We start from the raw sequence: 25,595 nt of genomic DNA on the forward strand, positions 1-25,595 counted from the left end.
CCTTAATCATCTTCTAAGATCATATCTAAGATTGCAGGCAACCATGCTGCCATATCTTCATCAGGATCAGGTTCACTTGGTTGAATCAGCGGGTCTAAAACACCTTTCGCACCCAATAATTTATATTCATAACCATCTTTATGACCATCACCATCTGAGTCAGGATTATTTGGATCAGAACCGATAAAGCGTTCAATATAATCAGGTAAACCATCATCATCACTATCTACATAACTCTCTAACAAGCTATTAATACCAAACTCGGCCCCTTCGAAATCATTCATCAAATCAAAGCCTTTACTGTTGGTATCTGGATAACGCTCTAGAGTTGCAACTAATTTCCCAGCAACATAAACATAGGCTTTGCTATAACCTGATTGATGGTTAATGTCATAGACCAGATTACCTGCTGAATCATAAATATAGTCAGTAATACCATCATCACGAACTGCGCGAACACGCAAACCATCTGTATTATAGATATAGCTTTCATTACCATTTTTACTGATACGATAGTAAGCATCATAATCTAGGGCACGAATGCCATCATTGGTGACATTCCCCATCGCATCATAGCTAAAGTTATATGCTGAACCACTAACATTCGCTAAGCGTGATGTGCCATTCACATAGTTATAAGTGTAGGAAGCAGGTGCAACGATTTGACTCTTAGAGGTAATATTGACTGAACTAATATCATCATTGTTATATAAATACTGATAACGTGCCTGATCAAGCTCAACCTGTTTCATCAAGCCTGTACCAAAACGGTCAATTGTGGCGTTATAGGTCGCACCGCAATGATCACTCATTCTATTGATACGATTTAATGCATCATAGCCATAACCAATATTGAGTACACATTTATTTAAACTGGTAGAACTTACACCTGTAGGTAAACCATTGTTTGAGTACGAATATGTCCAAGCCACGTCAGCATTTGCTTGTACAGATGTAAGTTGACTCAATATATTGTAGTTAAGCCCTTGAATCACACTAGGTATTGAATAGACTTCACCCAAAGCATTTTGATCTGACAAATTAACAGATTTGCCATTTGGATAAATAATTGAAACCACTTGGTTCAAGTTGTTATAACCAAATGTGGTGGTATAACCATAATTAGCATTATTGGAATTTATATTTTGTGTCAGTGTTACAACACGACCAAAACCATCACGACCATAGCCTTGTGAAGTATTGGCATTATTGGTTGAATTTAAACGTCCTGCTAAGCTATAACTATAATTGGTGGTTATACCACGCCAAGCCCGAGAACGAATCAAATCATTAATTGGATAATATTCAATTGTTTCGACTGAACCATCTTGATGGCTAATGGTTTTAATTCGCCCAGTCGCATCATAACCATAACTCTTTTGACCATTGATACTATTGTCTTTTTCAGTCGCCAATGAGCCATTACTGTTATAACTATAGCTTTGTGTTGAAGTACCTGAAGTTGCAATTGTTGGTTTTAATAAACCTAAGTTATATTCAGTTGAGGTTGTGAATACAGAACCATCACCACCTTTACGACTGACCAGTGTTTTTAGATTTGCACTAAAATCGCCAGCAGCCAAATAATCAGTTTCAGTGACACCATAAGCATCTGTTGTTAATGCAATAGCACCGTTACGCCCACCACATGATTGATAGCAGTAGTTTACGGTTACGCCATTATCAATTACAGTTTTTGGTCGGTCAAAGACATCATAACTTGTAGAAATCCCCTCACTTGTCCCACCAGCAGATGGATTTGAACTAAAAGTTACATTTCCAAAAGCATCATATTTACTTGAATTTACCACAGTCTTATTTGATGTATTTGCAGCAGAATAGATCAGTAAACCATCACCATTATATTTTTCAGTTTTGTTATAACTTGCGCCATTTTGCATTGTTCTTACAATGTTTAAACCATTGTAATCAATAGTTGTATAGCTTAAACCAATAACTGGTGTTTCAACTTTTAAACGACCTGCATCGTCATATTGGTTTTGTGAACGAACACCATCTGCATCTGTATGGAAAATAATATTACCAAAGTCATCGATAACATTGGTTTCTAAGCCACCATTGGCTAAACGAATATTGGCTGGTACACCTTTTTTATAGGCAGAGTATTGAGTAATTTGTTGACCATTGCCCACATCAACTTCCATTGGTAATCCAGTATGTTTATCTCCAGCAACATAATCGGAGAAACAACTAGCAAATTTTGACCAAGCAAAATCAGCAAGGTTACCTAAGCATGAACTAAACGAAACAGTTTCATATTTAAACTTGGTAATACGTCCTTCTTTACTTTCTGTTTTGATCGCACCTTGAACATCATATTCAATAGACTGTGTTGTATACCCAGTTGATGTCTTTTGACGAGGTAAACCTGTAATCCAAGGCAAGCTACCATCATTCACAGAAGCATTTGCAGGTTCAGCATTAAAATAAGCAATACTAACATTTGGTAATGAAGTTGAACTTGTACCTCTTAGCCCTGTAGATTCAATCGTTTGAGCATTACCATATTGGTCAAAATCTCGATAAGTTGTGCCATAAGCACCATGATGATTAACTGTTTTTTTAGACATTCGAACCAGTAAAACATCTTCATTATCAGTATAATTATCATTGGTTGTTTTTGGTTTTTGACCAATAAGATTTAATGTCACCCATTCATAAACTTCTGTACGTGCATCAATCGTTACCTTTTTAAGTAATCCATGTAAGAAGCTTTCTGCAATCCCACCTTCGTAAGCATTCATCACATAAGCATATGCCTTTGTCAGACCTGTAGTCACATCCTTGGTTGTTACTGTTGTAGTTTGTTCTTTAGCTTCTTTATTACGGCTATATGCATAGGTAATTTGCAATGGATTGACATCAGCACCAGTATAATAGGAACTGGTCACTTTATAGGATTTAGTTTCAGCAAACCCTGGGCGGGATTCATTGATGAGTGAATATGTCCAATAAACAGATTTAGTATTGACTAAGCCATTTGAAGAACTCTTATAGTAATGAATATTTGTTAAATCACTGTAGAACCAGAGAAAGTCTTGCGCAGTCATACTCGTCGATGCTGGTGTGGCATTACCAACAATTCGATAAGGACCACCATAACCATAATTTATTGCATCACCTGTAATATAACCTGCTGCTTGTAAATAAATAAACGCAGAATTGTTGTCTTGAAAAGCTCCTATCGTCCCACCTGTTGGTATTGTGTCTGTCAATTTATAATTTGAAAGATTTTTTTGGCTCGTGTAATTATAAGAAGTCCATTCTTTATATGAGCCATTGATATATCTAATAATTTTCTTAAGGGTTATATCCCCCGAAATATTATCAAATTGGCTTTCATCGGTATTCTCAATTCCACTTTGGCTCTTTACATAATTGAGTACAAGTTCAGGCGTATTTTCATTAACAATTTTTCCATCCAGCAGATGTTGTACTGACTTTAGAAAAAATTTATTTGTATAATTAAACCCATTATAAATCAGGGTATTGGTTTTTTTATTAAAATAATTAAGCTGATAAGCTTCATTAAATTGATTTTCTATTTTTGAAGCATAAATTGATACACGCCCAGGAATATATTCACTTCCAAAGAATGAAGTAAAACCTGTCTAGTTTTCTCGATTTTCACCAGGAAAATAATAAGTAACACCATTATTTGATCTTACTACAAAATCTTTTCCTGAATTTGTACAGCTAATATACCAGTTGTCTTGAGAAATATATTTTGCAGATTGAGGGTATCCCGCAACACCTGTTTTAATAGGATAAAAAGTTATGTTTTTTTGACTAGGAAGATATAAGCTTATTGGTCTTTGTCTTGGATCAACATTGGATGAGGTATTAAGTGTTGAAGTTTGAGTTATTCCATTTAGCAACATTGGAGATTTAATCTTTTCAATATTATGATAGTAAAGATAGCCTATGACTACTTGTCTAATAGCAGCATCCATTAGTACATTATTTGTTTGAACAGTAAATGAGGAATTTACTGCCAAACTATCTAAAACTATGGTTAAGTTTCCATTAGTTAGCCTAGTGCCATTAACAGAAATTGTTACCTGTCCTGTCTGCAATACATTTGTTATACTTTGTCTGTATTTCGCTTTTTCAGTGGTTGCTTGGCTGGAAGTAACGGATATAGCATTCACGTTATTTTTAAAAGCACTAAATAACTGGAATTGTAAATTAGATGTAGCGTTTTGTGCTTGTTGTTTATTGTATTGCGCATTTGCATCACCCGTTAAGCTTCCAAAATATTGTACTAAATTTATAATTGTATTTAATGTTTGGTTAGCTAATGTTGCATTCGCTTGATTTACATATGTTTGCTCAATTTTACTTCTGAAACTTGAATTGGTAAGCGAAGCTGTAAAAGCAGGCCTTCCTGAACTATTATTAGTTGCATCACCATTTGCTTCACATATGCCAGCGCCACTATCACCTTGGAGTTTAGTTGAAGGTCCCGTCATCATCACCAATCTTGGTGACTCTAACTCCCAGTTCCCCATAGAGCGAAAGCCATTGTTTACCTTTCCATAAGAACGAGACAAGGTAAAATTCAGACCTCGCTCACCTTTTAATGTGACTTCAGGTACATCATAAACAAGGTTACCACTCATTAAATCGACATAACCATTGGGTGTTTTTTCTTGTCCTGTATCACCGACACTTTGATCTGATGGAAAAGATGTCATTGCAACAGACCAGTCTATTGCTCCAGCATAAGGTATTGAACTCAATAGGCTTAAAACAAAACTCATTATTATTCTCATGAGCGATATCCCTTTTTATTTATCTATTTAATTACCTATTTGCGTTGCAAAATAACTGATTGAATATCTTCACCGTCAGGCCACCTTGTACATACATTCGCTCCTTCTACACCTACATTTCTATTTGATGCTTGTGCCAACATTAACATTGCTAATTGCCGCTTTCCCGTTGCACTATTTTCATTTTTTATCATCATATAACTTGTATTTTTAGCACAATCCGGGATATTACTTGATCGACTACCGCTAAAATAAATATAAATGAGTCCATCTGAGTCACGCACTACAATTGATTCAACTTTTCCTGTGTAGTCACTGGCTAAAACATTTCCAGCAAACACTAGTTGAGACACCAACAAAACAAAGAGCACTACTTTTTTCATTTTTAACCCTATTTACTTTTTCTAATAAGTTGTATATAAAAAATACATATTTTTAAGAAAAAATACAATTTCAACACAAAATATTCACAATTCATCATGAGAGTGGAGAAAAATGTTAAGAAAAATCACAATTGTTCTTATTTTAATGACAGCAAATACTTCTTTATTTGCGGATGAGAATGTATCTAACAGAAAAATTATTGATATTGGCTGCCACACATGGGATGACACTTGTTTTGTATCCTTATCAGGTGCTCCATTTGGAGCTAATGAAAATTGTACTTATAAACCTATTAATGAATTTCGATTTTCAAGCTCAACTACAAATGGAAAAAGAACGTATGCATCTTTACTTTCTGCTTTTCTTGCAAAAAAAACTGTTGATATTTATATAAGTGGTTGTGGTCCAGGTGGATGGCCAACTCTTGCATATTTTCATATCCGTTGAAAAATAGAGGCTGATAATGAAAAAAATTATTGTTTTAATAGTTAGTTTATTTTTCTGCAATATTTCTTTTGCTCAGGTGGATTGTGGTCCTTATAAAGTAATTCAAACTCAAGAAACTGATTTATTAGCACTGCTTAAATTTCCAAGTGGCCGAGAATCTTGGAAACAAATTGGTTCATGGTCAAAACCATCCACGAAGCCATACTTAAGTATCTTAATGCAAGCTTATGCAATGAAAAAGGTTATATACAGGACAATTATAATTGTGAAGAAACTGATTATGTAACTTTACCATGGATGGTTAGGATGTTTTAGTTTAAAAGGAACACTCAACATGATTAAAAAAGTTATATTCGTATCTATTTTGATTTTACCAATGACTTCAACTTCATTTGCTGGCGAGACTGTCTCCAACAGAAAAATAACAGATATAGGATGTCATTTAACTGATGGTACATGTTATGTAACATTATCTGGTGAACCATTCGGTGCATATGAAAATTGCCCAAGCAAAATAACAAATATATTCAGATTTAATAGCACTACAATTCACGGACGTAGAGCTTATGCTAGCTTTTATGGTGCATTCTTAGCAAAAAAAACTGTAGAAGTTTATATAGATGGTTGCTATGAAACTGGTAGTCCAACAATTACCTACTACCATGTAAAATAAATTTTAATGAGGGCTAGGTGATGAGAAAGTTTTTATTATTATCAATACTATTGAGCCAATCAGTTTTTGCTGCTGGTATTATGTGTACAGGAAAAGTAAGTGGTGTGTCAATAAATCCACGTTCAGGTGGGTTATTTGCTAACAGTGTTGGTGGTTTAAGCAGTCCCTTATTATGTAGTACATCAGCAACTTGGAATGAAATCTCTCCAGCGAATTGCAGTAAATTATTTGCTGTATTACTTACTGCTCAAATTACAAAAAAATCTGTAACTTTATATTTTTCTGGTGCACAAAGTTGTTCAGATTTCCAACCATGGACTTTAGCTCAAGGGTTTTATCATTATATTTTAAATGATTAATTGACTATCGATAGATTGCTAAATTCAAAAGTTAATTTTTAAAATAAGGTACTAAAACATGAAAAAAATTCTATTGCTCTCTGTGTTATTAACTCAACAAATTTTTGCAGCTGAGACATATGTATCAGGAAATATGACATCTATCACGAGTATTTCGGAAGGATTACTCATTCGGCTTGAACCAGGAAACCTTCCAACTGTTTGTAATGGCACTCCTTATGGGTGGATGCTTATTCCCCAAACAAGTAAAGTTATTCTTACTGTAACTTTGGCACAGTGGTATCAAAAAAAGAGAGCTGTAGAAGTGTATGTCGAACCATATTCTGGCAGTGGCTACTGTAAAGTGATTCAAGTACAACCAAAATAAAAAACTTTAACCTTTATCCCATCATATAAAAATATGATGGGATAAAGGGCTATTTTAAAATGATATAAACACAATCTGATGCTGCGTTTTATGCTGTCTGCAACAAATCCTGTTTCGAAAGCTGCTCTGCAACATCCAACAACAATTGCTCCGTCTTATTCCAACCCAAACAACCGTCTGTAACAGATTGACCATAAGTCATATCACAAGAGATTTTTTGATTACCATCCACCAAATGACTTTCTAGCATTACACCACGTACTTGGGTTACATGTCTTTCTTCAATGATTTGCTGTAAAACCAACGGTTGCTTTAAAGGATCTTTACTGCTGTTACCATGACTACAATCAATCACCAATGCAGGTAATTTTCCTTGATGCTGCTGACGGATCTGCTGGATCGATTCTGCATCATAGTTTGTGCCTTTATTTGAACCACGTAAAATGATGTGTGCTAAAGGATTACCATGACTATGTACAATACAAGGTAGCCCCTTTTGACCCATGGCAAGAAATTGATGAGGATGACTTGCAGATTGAATTGCATCTAAAGCGATTTGAATCGAGCCATCTGTACCATTTTTAAAGCCAATACTAAAAGGCATATGACTTGAAATTTCACGATGAATTTGTGATTCACTGGTACGTGCACCAATTGCACCCCAAGCCAATAAATCATCAAAATATGCAGTTGCCATAGGGCTTAGAATTTCACTGGCGATCGGCAAGCCTTTTTCAATAATTTGTAAATACAATTGGCGTGATTTTTCTAAGCCCAATTGCATATTGGCAGATCCATCTAAATTTGGATCGTATAAAAACCCTTTCCAGCCCACAGTTGTACGTGGTTTTTCAATATATGCACGCATCACTAGAAAGATCTGATCTGACACTTTTTCTTGTAATTGTATTAAGCGATCTGCGTATTCCAATGCGGATTTTTCATCATGAATAGAACATGGGCCAGTAATCACCAGCAGACGATCATCTGTACCATCGAGAATATTTTCAATTGTTTGACGTTGCTCGGCGATCTGTAAAGCAAGCTTATGTTTTAATGCAAATTTTTCTTTTAACTCATAAGGCAAACTGAGTTGAGTTTCTATGGTTTGATTTTGTTGTAAAGCAATATTTAGTGCATTCATGATGTATTCCTTTGGACTCTCTAAAGTCCGAACTTTTATTTGAGCGTATGGGATCTATTCAAATGGGCGATCAGGTTTTTCACTTGACCAAAGTAAGTCCAATAAAAGTTGCTAAAGTATACGTAGTTAAATTTCATCATGACATTCTCCAAAATCTTTACACTTAATTGATTCAAAATATTTTTAACATTCAGATATAAAAAAACCTGATCGGTGTTGCCGATCAGGTATTAACTTTGATGGGCAACCAATTCATTGCCCGAACGACTTCAGGCAATTATCTAAAGAATTGCCAGAAATAATAAGAAGTAGCGATTACAGGTTGCTTTTTCATCTTTATGTCGTTCATAAAAATCTATATTGAATTTACAATACCTGTAGTCTGTAGACTTTTCAAGCCCTTTTTTAAAGTTTTTCTATATTTTATGTATGGAGTACAAATGATTGAGTTAAGGCACAATTTAACTCAATCAATAGTGTTAATCCAAAGCCCCTTACTGCAACATTTCTTGCACTTGTTCAGCACAAATCGCTTGGCTAAATAGGAAACCTTGGCCAAATTTACAGCCCACAGCTCTTAAATTTTCAAGCTGCTGAATCGTTTCAATCCCTTCTGCAATAATATCTAAAGAAAGGATTGGACCTAATTTTGCAATCCCTTCCACGATCGCTTTAATTGACTTTTCTTCATGCATACGATTTACAAAGTTATAGTCAATTTTTAAACTATCTACAGGGTAATCACGAATATGCGTCATCGATGAATGCCCTGTTCCAAAGTCATCTAAGGCAATCCGCACGCCTTCTTGTTTAAGTTTTTTTAACGCGCGAATGACATATTCATAGCCACGATCAGCCAAGACATGTTCAGTAATCTCGACTTCAACAAGATGATGTGGAATGGCATATTGGGTCAAGCGCTTTAATAAAATTTCCGCATAATTATCCCGCATAAACTCTACAGGTGAGGCATTGATTGAAATCGGTACAACTTTAAAGCCTTGCTTGATCCAATGAGAAATATCTGTAAATATTTTATCGTGCATGGTTTCGCTGATTTTAGTCGCTAATTCAAAATCATTAAATGCTTCAGCAACAGTCGCAGGTAAATAAACATTGCCCTCTTCATCTCGCCATCTGAGTAATGCTTCAAAACCAATAATTGAGCAATCATCCAGTTTCACTTTAGGTTGGTAAAATGGTTCAACTTGATTGTTACGGATAATTTGACGTGCTGTATTTAATTGCTTCGCTTTACTTTGGGCAATTTCAAACATGTCTACACCAAACATACGAATACCGCCACGACCACGTTCTTTAAGGTCATTTAAAGCAGCATCTGCACATTTCAACAATCCTGAACCATCTTTGGCATCGTGCGGATAAATTGAACCGCCGATACTCATACCACCATTCAGTAATTTACCGCTATAAGTAATAGGCGCATCGAGTTGTTGTAATAATTTTTTGGAAACAGCCTCAATCTGTGCATGACTTTCCACATGGTCAATCACCACCGCAAACTCATCACCCCCGAGTCTTGAGATATAGGCATTCTCATCTAAACAATGCGCAAGGCGTTTAGATAAAACCTTAAGTAAATGATCACCAGCAGAATGACCTAATGTGTCATTAATATGTTTAAAATGATCTAAATCAATCAGTAATAATCCAATTTTGCTTCGGTTTTCTCTGGCTTTAGAGATTGATGCCTTTAGCCTTCTTTTAAATGCACGACGATTCATCAAACTCGTCATTTCATCAAATTCACAGATCACTCTGAGTTTTTCTTCGGCAATACGTTGTTTGGTTATATCTCGTGAAACACATAAAATACTGGTGGTTTGACCATTTTCATTGACAACAGGGGTTAAAATATTGTCCCAATACATGGTTAAATTACCAAAGACACTTTTACCTGCAAATCTAGCATTTTTCCCTTTTGCCGCTTCTTTAATGGCTTTTTTACCCTGCTCACGAACTTCTGGTGGTAATAGTCCAAGCCATTCCATACCAAAAGTTTTTACTTTTTCTTGTCCTAGTAATGCAATACAACCAGATTTATTCATATGTGACACATAACCATCTGGTGTAATAATTTTGATACAGTCGACACTTACATCAAGCATATCTGTATTGGCTTTTAGTGACTCACTGGTTTCACGTAATAACGTTGCACGTTCATGAATATTGGTGCAGGTTATAGTCCAATCAAAAAACTGTTGTTTATAAACCGTACTTTGAGCAATCAGCAAAAACCATTGATAGTCGCCATTCACATGACGGATACGACATTCTTTTTCAAAACGTTGACCGGTTTTCTGCGCTGTTATCCAAATATTATAGATATGTTCTGCATCATCAGGATGTAAGCATTTAATCCAATCGGAATCGCATATATTATGCGTATCTACACCAATAAATTCTTTTAATGGGGTATTACAATAGCCAATCCCCAATTTTGTCACCCAAATAAGGTGCGGTATCAGATCTAAAGCTTCTTTGACTTCATTCAAAATTTGTGCAGATCGAGGAGTTATAGACTTTGGAAATGAACCCACCTGATTCAAACTCGAATGCAAAGGTAAATAAATGCCTGCCATAAATTAATCCTATCTATCAACGCAAAAATTAAGATAAACCATTGTTCAAACTTATATGTATTTTAAATAACCACAGATTCTTGTATAACCCAAGTGTCGAGTCGTTATTTTTTTAAAAAAACCATGTGATATAAGTCACACTTTAGCCAATAAGTTTAAATTGTATACAATAACGTTTATAAAATCTATTCTTTTAAGTTTTTAGGTATGTTTCAAATTTATGACAAACCTATGTTTATTTAAATTATCTTTAAATATCAACTTGATAAATAAATTTTATATTTTGTAATATCAGAAAAAATCCCCCCTGTTATGATTTATTCTAAAGAGACTCAATTCCATGATTGAGTTCTGCACTTATTTACAATAATCTTAACAATATTCATAAAAAAATCAATCATTGCGTAATTTTCAAGCATATTAAAGAAAATTATTTTAAAAAACTAAATAAATAATCATCGTGATTAAATCGAATAATTATTGAACAAAAATTCAAATCATTATCATTTAATAAATACATTTTAATTTAAGCAATTTACCTAAAATAATTTAAAGGTAATTTTAAATAACGAATACCATTTATTTCAGGTTCTGGAAATTGACCTGCATTCATATTGACTTGAATGGCTGGAAGGATCAATTTCGGCATAGCTAATGTAGCATCACGCTGTTCCCGCATCGCAATAAAGGCTTGTTTAGTCACCCCTGTATGGATATGGATGTTTTCTTCACGTTGGGTCTTGATGTCTGTTTGGCAATGATAATCTAGGCGTGATTCAGACAGGTAATCATGGCATAAATATAACCGAGTATGCTCTGCTAAGTTAAAAATTTTCATCACAGAGTCATAAAGTTGTGCCGCACTGCCCTTTGGAAAATCACAACGCGCTGTACCGTAATCAGGCATAAACAAAGTATCACCAACAAAGGCGGCATCACCAATCACATAGGTCAAACAAGCTGGGGTATGACCAGGCGTAGGGAGATTATATGCCTCTAACTCGCCAATCTTAAAAATCTCATGATCTTTAAATAAATAATCAAAGGAATGCTGTGCTTTTAAAGCCTCATAATCAATATTATAAATTTGACTAAAAATATCTTGAACAGTCACAATTTTTTCACTCATGGCGATTTGACCACCTAATTGTGCTTTTAAGTATTGCGAAGCTGTTAAATGATCTGCATGTACATGTGTTTCAAGAATCCACTGCACTGTAAGCTGATGTTTTTGAATATACTCAATAATATGGTCTGCATGTATTGTCGATGTTGTTGCAGATGCCGCTTCATAATCCAATACACTATCAATAATGGCACAGTATTGAGTTGCAGGATCGACCACCACATAACTAAAGGTATTACTGGCTTCATCAAAAAAATCTTGTACAAATGGATTCATAAAAAATTATGCTCCTGTCACTTTGCGATGAATCAATACGCCAAACAGCATGGCAACAATAAAATATAGGGCTTGATAATGACCTAAACCAATCAATGTAAATGCGGGTGCTGGACAAATTCCAGCAATTCCCCAACCTACACCAAAAATGAAAGCGCCTGCAATTAACTTTGTATCGAGTTGGGTATTTTTTGGTAATTCGATCACTTCATTAAACACAGTCACAGGATGACGTATCGCTTTTTGAAAAGGAATAAATGCAACTACAATTGCACCAATCATCACAAAAGCTAGACTTGGATCCCACTGGCCGAATATATCTAAGAAACCGATGACTTTTGCTGGATTCGACATACCTGAAAGCATTAAACCTACAGAAAATAGCCCGCCAAAGATAAATGCAAAGATATTTTTCATGATTAAGCTCCAATCACATGGCGCATCACATACACAGTGATAAATCCAGCCAGCATAAAGGTACAGGTTGCGACAATTGAGCGTTTAGACAAACGACTTATCCCACAAATTCCATGACCACTGGTGCAGCCTGATCCTAATCGTGTGCCAAAGCCAACCAATAGACCTGCGATGACAAGTAAAATTGGGCTTGTCGTTAGCATCACGATTTCAGGATTAAAAATCACTCCATAGATAAATGGTGTGCTGAATAAGCCCAATAAAAACCACAAAGCAGGTGTTTTAAAAATTCTGTGTGGATTGAGGACTTGTGCAATTAGACCACTTACCCCAGCAACACGACCATTTACAAATAAGTAGCCAACTACAGCCAGACCAAGTAGAACTCCACCCAAAAAGGCCAATATAAAACCATGCATTGCTTTAAATCCATACAATATATGTTTTTATAATATATATTTATTTAAATTAATCAACCTCATCTTCAGATAATGATATATAGAAATATGCAAATCAAAGGCATAACTGCAAATATAATCGCTATATGCTTTGCTAGAGAATTGCACAGCTTATTTTTTAGTTTTGATTTAAATCACTGAATGGCTTTAATCATATTTGTTAATAATAACTATCAACTTATAATTTATTTTGATTTTTTGAATATTTTGCCAATAGGCTTCTTTCATCAGTCCTTTTTAAAACGATAAATCAACATAAAATCCCCTTCATGCTAGCCTTATCCCAAACGAAGAAGAAACTTTCAATACCAATATGTTTCACTCAACATGATCTTTTTTTGCTTTATCAAACAGATCTAATCATCAGATTAATTAAATTCATTCAATACTTTGTCTACAAACCATTTAGGGAAATACTCTACAACAGGATTTAGTTTTAGCACTTCAGCCTTTTCGATCTCTGCAATAAAAGCTGCTTTTTCACCGTGAGTTGAATTATCAAAAATATATGCACGATCTGAAGCTTCAATTGCCAGCATCAATAAATCTAAACTGCGATAATAGCGCTCACAGATTTTCTGCACAGGTACAGCATGGCCACCTGTAGCGACCCGATATTGCACACGTCCAATATTAATTTTTGGGTCAACGGTTGCCACATAGTACAGATACGTTTTAAAGCCTTGTTTCTGAGCTTCACGTAGAAACTCAATTTTGCTGATATGCGACATCACAGTTTCAAAAGTGAAACTTATTTTTAACCTTAAAAATTCCATCCGAATAAAATCGATAATACGTGCGCAAAGATAGGAGTCGATTTCATCTCGATTAAATATAATGAGTCCATCCACAATTTGTGGTTTTGAGGATAATAGCGGCACGACTTGGTCATTCTTTTTACGTTTTTTTTGTTTTAAAAATTTCAGTAACGCTGCGCTAGATAAATCATGATGATAATCGTCTAAACACAAACTTTGAGTCGCAGATAATTGTTTTTCAAGCTCATCTGCATTTAAATATGCCCCAATCTGATGGGGCGCTAAATAGTCTTTAATTGTGCTTTTACCTGATCCGTTTGGACCAGCAAACATTCTTATTCTCGGCTGTCGCATATAAAGTTATGCCATCACCTCTTGTTTCTTTCTACGTTTTAACACACTGTGTTTAAGCTTGGGAACCACATAGGCAGAAGATAAATCTTCAACAACTTTGATTTCACCATTGCTTTGTTGGACCAGCTGTTGATCTTTTACATAAGTTATTGTAGCGTTTGACTGACTTGCATGATTAAATGCCGCGCTAAACGCATCGATAGCAAGCACTGGAATCGTTGCTTCCTCACGTAATGTCGTCTTCATTGCTGTAAATGTCGTCATGTCAAATATCCTCAGCTTGATTTTTAGCTGTAGTTACATCTTAACATATCACTTATTTTTGTCTATTTATTCAACTGTAAACAGAGAAAATCTAGTTCTGTAGAAAGTTAAAACAGAATGTGAAGATATATTCACAAAATTGATTTAGAAATTCATCAAAAAACATAAGCTAAAAGCCATACGATATGCACTGACACAGTTATACTGTATTAAATAATGGATGGAACCTACCGATGTCTAGTGATCTTGAAATTGATGTAATGCGTGAATCAGCTGCATCAGTCGTGACTATTTTAAAATCTTTAGCCAATACAGATCGCTTACTCATTTTATGCCATCTTGCTCAAGAAGAGTTAAATGTTTCGCAAATAGAAGAAAAAACTCAGATTAATCAACCGACGCTCTCTCAACAATTGATGATGTTACGTAAAAGTGATGTTGTTTCAACACGTCGTGATGGGAAGCAAATTTATTATTCTATTAAAGATCAAAAACTGACAGTAGTATTAACAACCTTATATGATTTGTATTGCCCACAGGTTTAATACACATCTTGGCGTCTATGCAAGTTTAAAATAAAAATAAACAAATCATTATATAAGTTAGTTGTCGCTATTTTTCTTAGCATTTTTTCTGCATAATATATATGAAAATATGCTAATGAAGTTCCAATGGCTGCTCCTAAAGTTCAACTCAGTAAGATACTCCCTGCATGGCAATGGCTACAAGACTATAATGTCCCTAAATTTAGGGCTGATCTACTTGCTGCTTTAATCGTCATTGCAATGCTTGTACCACAAGGTATGGCTTATGCCATGGTTGCTGGGTTGCCTCCTGTGACTGGCTTATATGCCAGTATTTTACCCATGATCATCTATGCCATTGTTGGTGGCAGTCCAACGCTTTCTATTGGTCCTGTTGCGCTGATTTCCATGATGACCTTTGCTACGCTTGAACCGCTCTATGAGGTGGGTTCACCTGTATATATTCAAGCAGCATGTTTATTGGCACTTCTTGTCGGCATACTTTCAAGCTTACTGGGAATTTTTAGATTCGGCTTTTTAATCCGTTTAATCAGCCATCCTGTGATTAAGAGTTTTATCATCGCATCCGCAGTATTGATTGCACTCAGCCAAGTTAAATTTATGCTCGATGTACCCTTAAAATCTGGCAATGTTATCGAGTTTATTCAAAGCCTATGGCAATACATTAGTTTCACTAGTATTGAAACTTTGATTTTTGGTGTCTTTGCGATTGTGTTTTTGATTTACATCCCAGTTTTTTTTAAATCTAAGTTATGCCAATCTTTTGCACATTCTCTACAATTCTGGGTGAAAGCACTGCCCTTGGTTCTGGTGTTTATTTCGATTGCGTTGATACATTTCCTGCATATAGACCAATTTGGTATCAAAACTGTGGGGGAGATTCCTTCGGGATTTCCACCATTTGCCATGCCTTACTGGCGTTGGGATTTGGTGATCCAACTTTTACCCGGTGCAGCCATGATTACCATGGTGAGTTTTGTCGAATCTATTTCTATTGCACAGACCACAGCATTTCAACAACGTAGTGAGCTCAATAGTAATCAAGAGCTGATTGCACTGGGTTTAGCCAACTTTAGTGCAGGTGTCACATCAGCATTTCCTGTGACTGGCAGTTTATCACGTACAGTGGTTAATGCAGATGCAGGCGCAAAAACGCCTATGGCTGGTGTGTTATCTTCAATTTTTATCGTGATTGTGAGTTTATATTTTACCGGTTTATTTAAACAACTTCCTTTAGCGATTCTCGCTGTCACCATTATGGTATCCATTTGGAAATTGGTTGATTTTAAACCCTTCATCGAAACATGGCGTTATTCCAAAGCTGATGGGATTGCCATGTGGGTCACATTCTTTGGGGTGTTGTGTATCGATATTTCAACAGGTTTGATTATTGGTATTGTTTCTACATTCCTATTGTTGTTATGGCGTATTAGCCGCCCCCATATTGCCGTCATTGGCTTAGTTGAAGGCACGCAACATTTCCGTAATATTTCAAGACACGACGTTTTGACGAGTACCAATATTGTGTCTATTCGTATTGATGAAAATCTAAGTTTTTTAAATGCCAATACCTTAAAAGAGTTTATCATTTTAGAAGTCAGCAAACATCCAGCGCTACATCACGTGGTGATCAATTGCTCAAGTATTAGTAATATTGATGCAAGCGCTTTAGAAACTTTGGAAGAAATTAACAGTGATTTAAATAAACTAAAAATCCAAATGCATCTCACTGAAGTCAAAGGCCCAGTCATGGATCGTTTAAAACAGTCCAATTTAATTCGACAACTTAGTGGACATATTTATTTAACGCATTATCAAGCCATGCATCAACTGGATGCTCAAACATTTAGTTAAAAAATCGTTTAATTTATCAACAAATTTTATTATCATTGCTAAAAAAGCTACATATTTTTTAATATCTTAATTTTTATGGCGAAATTGTATTATTTAAGTTTTCGCTTTTAGGTATAGAATACGCGGCTTGTTCATCGATTTTAGACCAGTTTAGGCATAAAGGTTCAACATGTTTGCTGTCCTAGCACGTTTAAGTTTAGTTACTCGTATTCTTATTGCCATTATTCTTGGTTTTATAGTTGCGTATCTATTCCCCAATTCAGCCCAATATTTTATTATTTTAGGCGAGCTTTTTATTAAAGCATTAAAATCCATTGCGCCAATTCTTGTATTTGTATTGGTTCTTGCTTCAATCGCTAACTTTAAAGTTGGTGAAGGTGCAAGTAATTTAAAACCAATTCTTGGCTTATATGCTATAGGTATGCTATTGGCTGCCATTAGTGCAATTACCATAAGCATGATGTTTCCAAGCACTTTAATTTTTACCCATGCAAGTGATGCAGCTTTACAGCCACCAGGTAGCGTAGCGGAAGTATTAAAAAATTTACTCCTTAGTTTTATTACCAATCCAATAACAGCACTACATGAAGCGAATTTCATTGGAATTTTAGCATGGGCTGTAGGTTTAGGTGCAGCACTTCGTCATGGTTCAGAAACTACCAAACAAGTCATTACAGATGTTGCAGATGCAATTAGCGCGATCATTCGAGTCGTGATTGCTTTTGCACCAGTAGGTATTTTTGGTCTGGTTGTTGCAACTTTTGCACAAGCGGGTTTAGAAACCTTAAAGAATTATGCACACTTGATTGCAGTACTTGTAGGCACTATGCTTTTTGTTGCACTTGTTATCAATCCACTGATTGTTGCTGTCGTGATGCGAAAAAACCCGTATCCGTTGGTGCTAAAGTGTTTAAGAGAAAGTGGAATCACTGCATTCTTTACCCGTAGTTCTGCCGCCAATATTCCAGTAAACCTTGACTTGGCAAAACGTTTAGGGGTAAATGATACCACTGCAAACGTTGCAATCCCTTTAGGTGCAACAATTAACATGGCGGGTGCAGCTGTGACAATTACAGTACTGACCCTAGCGGCTGTACATACACTTGGTATTCAGGTTGATATTGTCACTATGGTGATATTATCTATCGTATCTGTTGCGTCAGCATGTGGTGCTTCTGGTGTTGCAAGTGGTTCGTTGTTGTTAATTCCTATCGCTTGTGGTTTATTTGGTATTCCTTCAGAAATCTCAATGCAAGTGATTGCAATTGGTATGGTGATTAGTGTGCTTCAAGACTCAACAGAAACAGCATTGAATTCCTCGACTGATGTCTTATTTACAGCAGCAGTTGATCTTTCTAAAAAGTAATATACAGCGTATATGAACAAAAAGAAGGAATTATGCCTCTACAGTATTTGCCCGTTTGGATTCAACTAGGTGCGTTTATGCTTGCAGTCAATGCAGGCATAATTAATGTACTTGGTTTAATTACCGTCCTTCATCAATCCATCTCTCATATGACGGGCAATGCCAGTTTATTTGCGCAAGCGCTTATTCATCAACAATATGATCATGTACTTTATCTTTTGCTGGTGATGCTCAGTTATGTGATTGGTTCAAGTTATAGTGGCTTTATTTTAGGCAATAGCAATTTTAAACTCGGACGCAGATATGGTGTTCCACTGAGTCTTGTCAGTGTATTTATTTTACTTTGCTGGTTGTTTATTCCTTATTATCCCAAATATGCTTTACTCTGGGCAAGTACCGCAATGGGAATGCAAAATGCCATGGTCAGTCACTATAAAGGTACGATTATCCGCACCACTCATCTCTCAGGGGTTTTAACCGATCTTGGTTTGGCTTTAGGCTATCTTTTTCGAGGCCTCGGTATTGAAAAGCGCCGTGTCACATTACATTTATTGATTCTTTGCGGATTTATTCTGGGTGGGCTGATTGCCAGTATCGTGTATCCTTATTTACAATTAAATTCATTCCTTATCCCTGCTGGATTAAGTTTAATACTCAGCTTAACGTATTGGTTTATTTATTTTCGGCATGGTTCGAAACACATTTAATGGTTGGTTATTGTTATGGTCAAAAACGCATTGCAAGCACAGTTACTCAAAGCTGGCTTAGTGGATAATAAAAAAGCAAAGAAATTGTCAAAGCAGGCACAGCACGAGCAACGTACAGGTCAGAGTAATGAAGCTGAGCTTAAAGCTAAAATTGAACAAGACAAACAAGAGAAAATCAGTAAAGACCAAGCGCTGAATCAAGAGAAACAACGCATTTTAGATGAAAAAGCCTTAAAAGCTTCAATTATCCAAATGATTGGTCAACATAAAATCACAGATACAGATGGCGATGCGGTCTATCAGTTTATCGATGGTTCGGTTAAGAAAATCTATATCAATCAGCAAGTTTATAATGCCTTGGTTTCAGGCAGTTTGGTGATTGCACATGACAATAATGATGCCTACGCAATTTTACCCAAAGCTTTGGGTGAACGTATCAATGAAAAAATGACTGGATTTATTATTGTCAATAATTCTGAGAAGAATGAACAAGTGACAGATGAGGAAGATCCTTATGCTGCTTATGTTATTCCAGATGACTTGATGTGGTAATCCCCTGTTCTATTTTTCAGTTTATATTTTAGAAATTTCATCAGCCTAATGCTTCAATCATTAGGCTTTTTTTTGATTTAAATAAAAAAATTCAGCATTAAATTTATTTTTCATCCATGCGCTTTTCCTCAAAATTTCTACATAATTGTGCGCTAATCTTACGCGAAATTACATAAACGGAACGATGCAACATGCACCGTACAAAACTTTACTGGGGTACATTGAGTACTTTAAGCCTTGCAATATTCGCCATCACCTCTGCAAGCCTTGCAAATGATGAAACAATATCTGCAAATAAAACCACTGAAGCGACTCAACTTAAAGAAAATGAATCACCAAAACAATTAAAAACCTTGGTTTTTGCAGCAGAGCAAGCACCTACTAAAGATCCTGATATCAGTGCTGTCGCTAAAACCATTGTGACACGCGAAGAAATGCTGCAATTCGGCGATCAATCGGTCAATGATGCTTTAAGACGTGCAGCAGGTTTTCAAATGCCAACACCTGGACAAGGACCACGTGGATCAAGCGGTTCAGGCAGCATGCGTTTTCGTGGTGGTGGCGCACCAGTATTTTTGATTAATGGTGAAGCCGTACAAGGTGGACCACGTGGTGGTATGTCTATTGTTGACTCAATTACGCCTGAAATGATTGAACGAATTGAAATCACCAAACAACCTAGTGTAGCTCAAGCCTCAGTTGCCTCATCCGCAGTGATCAATATCATTTTAAAAGAACCCTTAGACGATGCTCGAATTAGTGGCAATGTGAAATTAGGATATGGCATCACCCAATCGGATCAAAAAGAAGAACAGCGTAAAAATATCAGTGTACAAGCAGATGGGCGTGATGGTGCATGGATTTACAGTGTTTCAGCCAATCAAATGTGGAATGACAGCAAATCAAGCACAGAAATTGAAAATATAAATGGTACACGCCAACAAATACACACTACCAATCGTACAAATACCATGTTTGCACCACGTGTTGAATATCAAATTGATGATCAACAAAAACTGGTTTCAGAAATTTTTTATCGTAAGAATGAAAGTGATGGCTCTAGTAGTAATCAAGTTCAAAATGATAAAAATGACAGTATTCGTTTAAATACCCGTTATGAGCGTAAAGATAAAGGTGACTCAGACAAAGTCCGCTTGTCTATTGAAAAGCAAAATGAAACTGAATCCACTCGTTCCAATCAATACAGTTCTTATATTGATGAAACTGTGAATGAATATGGCTTAGCGTATGATGGGGTACGCAAGTTTGACGAAAGCAAACAAGTAAAATTTGGACTTGATGCGCGTGCCAATGCGCTAGCAAGCAATATTGCTGATACATTAGATGAGCAACGTTACGCACTTTATTTGGAAGGCAGTTGGAAGTTTTCAAAACGTCAAACGCTTACCGTGGGTGCACGTCAGGAATGGTTAGAACGTTCAGGCTTGGTTGAATACAGTGATCAAAACCTCAGCCCTGTGCTTGCACACCGTTTAGACTTTAACGATCAATGGTCTTTGCAAACCAATGTTAGTCGCGCCTTTAAAAGTCCAAATAGTAACAATCTCATGCCGACTGTTTCCATTTCAACAGATGCTGATGCAGGCTCTATCAATAACCCAGACCGTGGTGGTAATCCCAATCTTCGACCTGAAAAAATTACCGCACTGGAAACAACCTTGGGTTACAACACTACTGCAGGTGGCGTAAATATTACGGCTTTTCATCGAGATATTGATGATTATATCGAAAAAGTGATTCGTCAAGAAGGCACACGCTTTGTTGAACGTCCGTATAACCAAGACCAAGCAACAACCTATGGCGTAGAAATTTCAGGTCGCTATGCTTTAAAACAAACCGAAAATGGTCATTCATTTATGTTGAATGGACAATTATCGACGGTACGCGCCAAAATCGAAGATACCGACCATAATACCCGTTTAGCCAGTGATGTTGCCCCTTATACAGCAAGTACAGGCGTTTCATACAATTACCAGCCTTGGCAATTGGCAAGCAGTATTAATCTAAGCTACACGCCTGAATTTACCCGCGCTTTAGACAATCTTCCCTATGATCGTACAACCAATCAACGTGTAAATGTGGATATTAGTGCGACAAAACGCTTCCCTAAAGGCTGGGCAACCACACTGAGTGCTCGTAATATTTTGAGTACAGATTACAAAGAACGCTTAAATAATCAAAGTGATGGTGCTTTATATGAAGCTCGGGTCAATGATGCTATTCCAAGCTTCTTGTTCAGTGTAGAGAAAAAATTCTAATTTTGATTAGTACAGGTAGATAAATCAAAATTTTATCAATTATTTATTGATAAATAATGAGTAGATAAACATAAATAAGTGATCAATTTAAAAACCGAAGTTTTAAAAACTTCGGTTTTTTTAATCTGATTAAATATAAAAACCACAAATGATAAAACAGAGTAAACAGACGGTTTCTGCGATTTCTATACTGGCACCAATGGTGTCACCCGTAATCCCATCGATTCGTTGAATAAACTTATAGCGTAGATAAATTAAGGTGAGGATAAAAATTGTCGCCGTCACTAAACCAACCCAAACAAAATAACCCGCACCCAATAAACTGATACCAAAAATAATCATTGCCCAAGTTTTAGGAATATATTGAGCAATGGACCAGCCTAAGCCCTTTTCACGGACATATTCAGTGGTCAGAAATAAAAATAATGGTGTTAAACGCCCTAAAATAGGAAATAGAATCAAAGCAGTATAGTGTTGTTCCTGTAATAACACATACAGTGCAGACCATTTAATCAAACAGATAACAATTAAACTCAGCACACCAAACGGTCCACATGCTGGGTCTTTCATAATTCTTAAGGTATTTTCTTTATCACCAAAGCCACCGACCCAAGCATCCGCAGTATCCGCTAAACCATCTAAATGTAAGCCACCTGTGAGCAAAATCCAGATGACCAGAATAATGGTACTGAGTAAAACTACAGGCAAAACATGTAGAAAACTGGCAACGGCAAACAGAACCAAACCAATCAAAAGCCCAATCACTGGATAAAATAGCAGTGACTGACCATTTTGTTTTGGCGAAGGCATATTTTTTAAATAAACAGGGAAAATCGTTAAAAATTGCAATGCAATAAAAAATGGGGTCATTTATTGCTCTCCAATAACTCTAACTGCATGGTTTCGCTGTCCAACATAAAGCGATTTAATTGCCCAAGCTCAGCAGACATTTTTAAAATATCATCAAGAGATTGTTGTAGCGCCATACATTTTAAAAGCTTAATCACACCACCATGCGTCACAATCAAAGCTGTTTGGCTTTGTGTAATCAGCATTTGCTCTTTGATCGCTTGTAATGCTTGCTTAATTCGATACTGAAAATCTAAATATCTTTCAGCATTTGGTGGAGTATAACGTGTCGGAGATTGCCAAAAATTTTCCAATAACTCAGGCGTTTTTGCATAAATCTGCTGTGTTGAAATACCTTCCCAATCACCAAAATGAATTTCTTGTAATCGATGATCTTGCATCAGTGGTATTTGAACTTGTTCAGAAAGTCTCTGTGCAAATGAGAAACAGCGCTTTAAAGGCGAGCTAAACATAAAATCCCATTGTGTTTGCACAGAGGATTGATCATAGGAAATGGTCTGATGCATTTGTTGCCAGCCCAATTCTGTCAATTCATCATCAGTCGAACCACGCAAAGTATGATTCAGCGTAGTTTCCCCGTGACGTAATAGATCAATCCTCAGTTTCATGCATATGCTCTTTTTGAATTATGAATAAATTTAAACTTTCTCGCCAACCACCGCAGCTTCTGCAAAGGTGGCCATGTTGTTATGTAAACTACATGCCAGCTTAATTACACCTAAAGCAGCACCCGCACCACTGCCTTCCCCTAAACGTAAATTAAGCTTTAATAATGGATCAGCATTCAATTCTTGTAATAGGCGTTGGTGCCCATATTCAGCAGACTGATGACCGAACAACATCCATTGTCGAACTTCAGGATTGAGTCGTACCGCGACTAATGCCGCCACAGAACTAATAAAACCATCAACAATTACAGGCATCCCGAGTTGAGCACAGCGAATATAAGCTCCTGTCATTGCAGCAATTTCTAAGCCACCTACAGCACACAAAGCTTTAAATGCATCATTTTCAACATAATTTTTATGTAATTCAAGTGAATGCTGAATGATATTTTTTTTATGAATCAACTGATCAGCGCGAATCCCCGTGCCTACACCTGTCAGTTGCTCAGCAGGTTCATTTAATAAGAAACATGCAATCGCTGAAGCTGAACAGGTATTTCCAATCCCCATTTCTCCAGCAATATAAATTGAAGCACCCTGTGCAATGGCTTTTTCTACACTCTCACGACCCAGCACCATGGCTTGCTGACATTGTTGCTCAGTCATTGCCACTTGTTGAGCAAAATTGGCAGTCCCTTGAGCAATACTATGACGCTCAACGCCTTGATATTGGTAAGCTTCACCTACCGTGCCACAGTCAATGACTTGTAAGATCGCAGCATATTCTTTAGCAATTACACTGATACACGCGCCACCTGTTGCAAAGTTTTGCAGCATTTGGCGAGTTACCGCTTGTGGATATGCAGAAATATTTTCAGCCATTACCCCATGATCACCTGCGAAAATCGCAATCCAAGGTTTATCTACATTGGGTTTTGAGTTACTTTGCAAAGCAGCCAACTGCACGGCGACATTTTCCAAAACAGACAGTGAGCCTGTTGGCTTGGTCAATTGCAATTGACGTTCTTCAGCCTGCTGTTTTGTTTCTGCGTTTGGCACTTTACATGCTTCTAACCACCAATTCATTGTTGCTCTCCATCTCATATTTTAAAAGTTCATTGTTAATCGTTAAAATGCTCAAGTTTATATGATAAAAATCACAATATTTATCCTTTTAATAACATCGGGAAACCTGCGATGCAAAACACTACTTTATCAGCTATTTGACCTAATAGTTGATGTAAACGTCCTGATTCATCAACAAATTTTCGAGTTATTTCACCCATTGGTATAACACCTAGTCCTGTTTCATTGCTAACTAAAACAATTTTAGACTTTAATGTAGGTAGAATTTTCAGCAATTTTTCACATTCGATGCGCTGAAGATTTGAGTCATCATGCATCAATAAATTACTCATCCATAAGGTTAAGCAATCCACCAAAATCACTTGTTCTTGTTGATCTATGTGTTTTAAACAATCGGCTAGATAAAGTGGTTCTTCAATCAGTCGCCATGCATCAGGTCGTTGTGTCTGATGGTGTGAAATACGTTGTCGCATTTCATCATCCCAAGCTTGGGCAGTAGCAATATAAACAACTTGTAGATTTGAGTCTTTTGCGATCTGTTCAGCTAATTTACTTTTGCCTGAACGCGCACCACCTAGGATTAATTGCAACATAAATTTGACTTCCAAGATCCATCTGTTTTTTTCGGATTGAGTATAAGCTGATGTAACGTAGCTAAAGGCCCCTGTAAGACTTGCGCTTGATATATACCAAAATTAAGCTGATCAATGCCAATTTCAAAACTTTTTTGATCAATCGTTTCGATAGCCTTAAATATTTGTTGCGCTTTAAATTCAGCTGAATACAAACCTAAGGTGATATGCGGGCAATAATCTAAAGCAGCAATTTCATGGCTTGGATAGGATAATAATTGTCGAATATTGCTTAGGCTATTTTCATGATCTTGAATTTCTATAAATAAAGCACTGCTAAAACTATTTATTTTTCCTGTTGTTAATTTAAAACTATTTAACTGGTTTTGGCTCAAAATTTTAAGCTGTTGTTGAAATTTGCTTTGGATAAAATCATCATCAAATTGCTTTTTATCTTCCGTTAGAAAACCACAAATATACAATGTGATATGAAATTGGCGTGTATTGGGGTGCAATAAATAGTTTGAGAATTTTTCTGTTAAATCGCTTAAATAAGCCAATAATTCAGGATGATGAATTTCGATATACCATAAGGCGTAGTGTTTTCTCCCTTTATGCCACTCGGGATAATCATGTGTCTCAGTTGGAGTTGTTAAACTTTGAGAACCTAAAAACACATCAAATTCACATTAATTTTAATGCTTCTATTAAAGCACGTAATTATCATGTTTAA

Annotated in this window: 24 protein-coding genes and 1 pseudogene; 11 read left to right on the forward strand and 14 right to left on the reverse strand. The window is 36.2% G+C overall.

Annotated features, from left to right (window positions below; all coding sequences use genetic code 11):
* Nucleotides 1-2 precede the first annotated feature (2 nt).
* Nucleotides 3-4,796, reverse strand: a pseudogene (locus tag AS4_RS11265) (RHS repeat protein).
* A 35-nt stretch (nt 4,797-4,831) separates the two neighbouring features.
* Entirely contained in the window at nt 4,832-5,179 is a 348-nt protein-coding gene (locus AS4_RS11270) for a hypothetical protein (protein ID WP_096734199.1), read from the reverse strand.
* Nucleotides 5,180-5,291: 112 nt separating this feature from the next.
* Here AS4_RS11270 and AS4_RS11275 point away from each other — a divergent pair, with 112 nt between their 5' ends.
* The 5 genes from AS4_RS11275 to AS4_RS11295 are packed head-to-tail and all read left to right on the forward strand — an operon-like array spanning nt 5,292 to nt 7,026.
* Nucleotides 5,292-5,627, forward strand: coding sequence for a hypothetical protein (locus tag AS4_RS11275; RefSeq protein WP_096734200.1), 336 nt, complete (start codon nt 5,292-5,294; stop codon nt 5,625-5,627).
* Nucleotides 5,628-5,643: 16 nt separating this feature from the next.
* Complete coding sequence (locus AS4_RS11280) at nt 5,644-5,913, forward strand: hypothetical protein (protein WP_227548066.1); 270 nt, start codon at nt 5,644-5,646, stop codon at nt 5,911-5,913.
* Nucleotides 5,914-5,961: 48 nt separating this feature from the next.
* Nucleotides 5,962-6,300, forward strand: coding sequence for a hypothetical protein (locus AS4_RS11285; RefSeq protein ID WP_096734201.1), 339 nt, complete (start codon nt 5,962-5,964; stop codon nt 6,298-6,300).
* Nucleotides 6,301-6,320: 20 nt separating this feature from the next.
* Nucleotides 6,321-6,659, forward strand: coding sequence for a hypothetical protein (locus tag AS4_RS11290; protein ID WP_096734202.1), 339 nt, complete (start codon nt 6,321-6,323; stop codon nt 6,657-6,659).
* A 58-nt stretch (nt 6,660-6,717) separates the two neighbouring features.
* Nucleotides 6,718-7,026, forward strand: a complete 309-nt coding sequence (locus AS4_RS11295; RefSeq protein WP_096734203.1) for an ABC transporter ATP-binding protein — start codon at nt 6,718-6,720, stop codon at nt 7,024-7,026.
* An 88-nt stretch (nt 7,027-7,114) separates the two neighbouring features.
* On the opposite strand, the gene AS4_RS11300 is transcribed toward AS4_RS11295, so the two are convergent.
* The 7 genes from AS4_RS11300 to AS4_RS11330 all read right to left on the reverse strand — a co-directional run bounded on the left by AS4_RS11300 (nt 7,115) and on the right by AS4_RS11330 (nt 14,426).
* A complete protein-coding gene (locus tag AS4_RS11300; RefSeq protein ID WP_096734204.1) occupies nt 7,115-8,170 on the reverse strand; it encodes a 3-deoxy-7-phosphoheptulonate synthase in 1,056 nt (351 codons plus the stop codon).
* 494 nt (nt 8,171-8,664) lie between these two features.
* The gene (locus AS4_RS11305; RefSeq protein WP_096734205.1) at nt 8,665-10,773 is read right to left on the reverse strand and encodes a sensor domain-containing protein; all 2,109 of its coding nucleotides are present in this window, start codon (nt 10,771-10,773) and stop codon (nt 8,665-8,667) included.
* A 535-nt stretch (nt 10,774-11,308) separates the two neighbouring features.
* Entirely contained in the window at nt 11,309-12,175 is an 867-nt protein-coding gene (locus AS4_RS11310) for an MBL fold metallo-hydrolase (protein WP_096734206.1), read from the reverse strand.
* Nucleotides 12,176-12,181: 6 nt separating this feature from the next.
* Entirely contained in the window at nt 12,182-12,592 is a 411-nt protein-coding gene (locus tag AS4_RS11315) for a DUF6691 family protein (protein WP_096734207.1), read from the reverse strand.
* Between the two features lie 2 nt (nt 12,593-12,594).
* Nucleotides 12,595-13,011: a YeeE/YedE family protein gene (locus tag AS4_RS11320; RefSeq protein ID WP_096734208.1), complete on the reverse strand. Its 417-nt coding sequence runs from the start codon at nt 13,009-13,011 to the stop codon at nt 12,595-12,597.
* A gap of 407 nt (nt 13,012-13,418) precedes the next feature.
* Nucleotides 13,419-14,162: a zeta toxin gene (locus AS4_RS11325; RefSeq protein WP_096734209.1), complete on the reverse strand. Its 744-nt coding sequence runs from the start codon at nt 14,160-14,162 to the stop codon at nt 13,419-13,421.
* A gap of 6 nt (nt 14,163-14,168) precedes the next feature.
* Nucleotides 14,169-14,426 (reverse strand): hypothetical protein, encoded by a 258-nt coding sequence (locus AS4_RS11330; RefSeq protein WP_096734210.1) that lies wholly within the window; start codon nt 14,424-14,426, stop codon nt 14,169-14,171.
* A 233-nt stretch (nt 14,427-14,659) separates the two neighbouring features.
* Here AS4_RS11330 and AS4_RS11335 point away from each other — a divergent pair, with 233 nt between their 5' ends.
* The 6 genes from AS4_RS11335 (at nt 14,660) to AS4_RS11360 (ending at nt 21,729) form a co-directional block, all read left to right on the forward strand.
* Complete coding sequence (locus AS4_RS11335; protein ID WP_004720219.1) at nt 14,660-14,971, forward strand: ArsR/SmtB family transcription factor; 312 nt, start codon at nt 14,660-14,662, stop codon at nt 14,969-14,971.
* Nucleotides 14,972-15,097: 126 nt separating this feature from the next.
* Nucleotides 15,098-16,825, forward strand: coding sequence for a SulP family inorganic anion transporter (locus tag AS4_RS11340; protein WP_096734211.1), 1,728 nt, complete (start codon nt 15,098-15,100; stop codon nt 16,823-16,825).
* Nucleotides 16,826-16,994: 169 nt separating this feature from the next.
* Nucleotides 16,995-18,191, forward strand: a complete 1,197-nt coding sequence (gene sstT / locus AS4_RS11345) for a serine/threonine transporter SstT (RefSeq protein WP_096734212.1) — start codon at nt 16,995-16,997, stop codon at nt 18,189-18,191.
* Between the two features lie 32 nt (nt 18,192-18,223).
* Complete coding sequence (locus tag AS4_RS11350) at nt 18,224-18,898, forward strand: YoaK family protein (protein ID WP_096734213.1); 675 nt, start codon at nt 18,224-18,226, stop codon at nt 18,896-18,898.
* A 15-nt stretch (nt 18,899-18,913) separates the two neighbouring features.
* A complete protein-coding gene (locus AS4_RS11355; protein ID WP_004821753.1) occupies nt 18,914-19,450 on the forward strand; it encodes a DUF2058 domain-containing protein in 537 nt (178 codons plus the stop codon).
* 191 nt (nt 19,451-19,641) lie between these two features.
* Entirely contained in the window at nt 19,642-21,729 is a 2,088-nt protein-coding gene (locus AS4_RS11360) for a TonB-dependent receptor plug domain-containing protein (protein WP_096734214.1), read from the forward strand.
* Nucleotides 21,730-21,858: 129 nt separating this feature from the next.
* Here AS4_RS11360 and AS4_RS11365 read toward each other — a convergent pair whose 3' ends face one another.
* The 5 genes from AS4_RS11365 to AS4_RS11385 form a co-directional block, all read right to left on the reverse strand.
* Nucleotides 21,859-22,599, reverse strand: coding sequence for an adenosylcobinamide-GDP ribazoletransferase (locus tag AS4_RS11365; RefSeq protein WP_034616781.1), 741 nt, complete (start codon nt 22,597-22,599; stop codon nt 21,859-21,861).
* Nucleotides 22,596-23,207, reverse strand: coding sequence for a histidine phosphatase family protein (locus tag AS4_RS11370; protein WP_004821760.1), 612 nt, complete (start codon nt 23,205-23,207; stop codon nt 22,596-22,598). The genes AS4_RS11365 and AS4_RS11370 overlap by 4 nt, the downstream gene beginning before the upstream one ends.
* Nucleotides 23,208-23,237: 30 nt before the next feature.
* Nucleotides 23,238-24,290 carry a nicotinate-nucleotide--dimethylbenzimidazole phosphoribosyltransferase gene (gene cobT / locus AS4_RS11375; protein ID WP_096734215.1) on the reverse strand — a complete coding sequence of 351 codons (1,053 nt, stop codon included), beginning with the start codon at nt 24,288-24,290 and terminating at the stop codon, nt 23,238-23,240.
* A gap of 80 nt (nt 24,291-24,370) precedes the next feature.
* Complete coding sequence (gene cobU, locus AS4_RS11380) at nt 24,371-24,883, reverse strand: bifunctional adenosylcobinamide kinase/adenosylcobinamide-phosphate guanylyltransferase (RefSeq protein ID WP_096734216.1); 513 nt, start codon at nt 24,881-24,883, stop codon at nt 24,371-24,373.
* Nucleotides 24,871-25,539: a 2'-5' RNA ligase family protein gene (locus AS4_RS11385; protein ID WP_096734217.1), complete on the reverse strand. Its 669-nt coding sequence runs from the start codon at nt 25,537-25,539 to the stop codon at nt 24,871-24,873. The genes cobU and AS4_RS11385 overlap by 13 nt, the downstream gene beginning before the upstream one ends.
* Between the last annotated feature and the right edge of the window lie 56 nt (nt 25,540-25,595).

Source organism: Acinetobacter guillouiae (assembly GCF_002370525.2).
Classification (GTDB): domain Bacteria; phylum Pseudomonadota; class Gammaproteobacteria; order Pseudomonadales; family Moraxellaceae; genus Acinetobacter; species Acinetobacter guillouiae.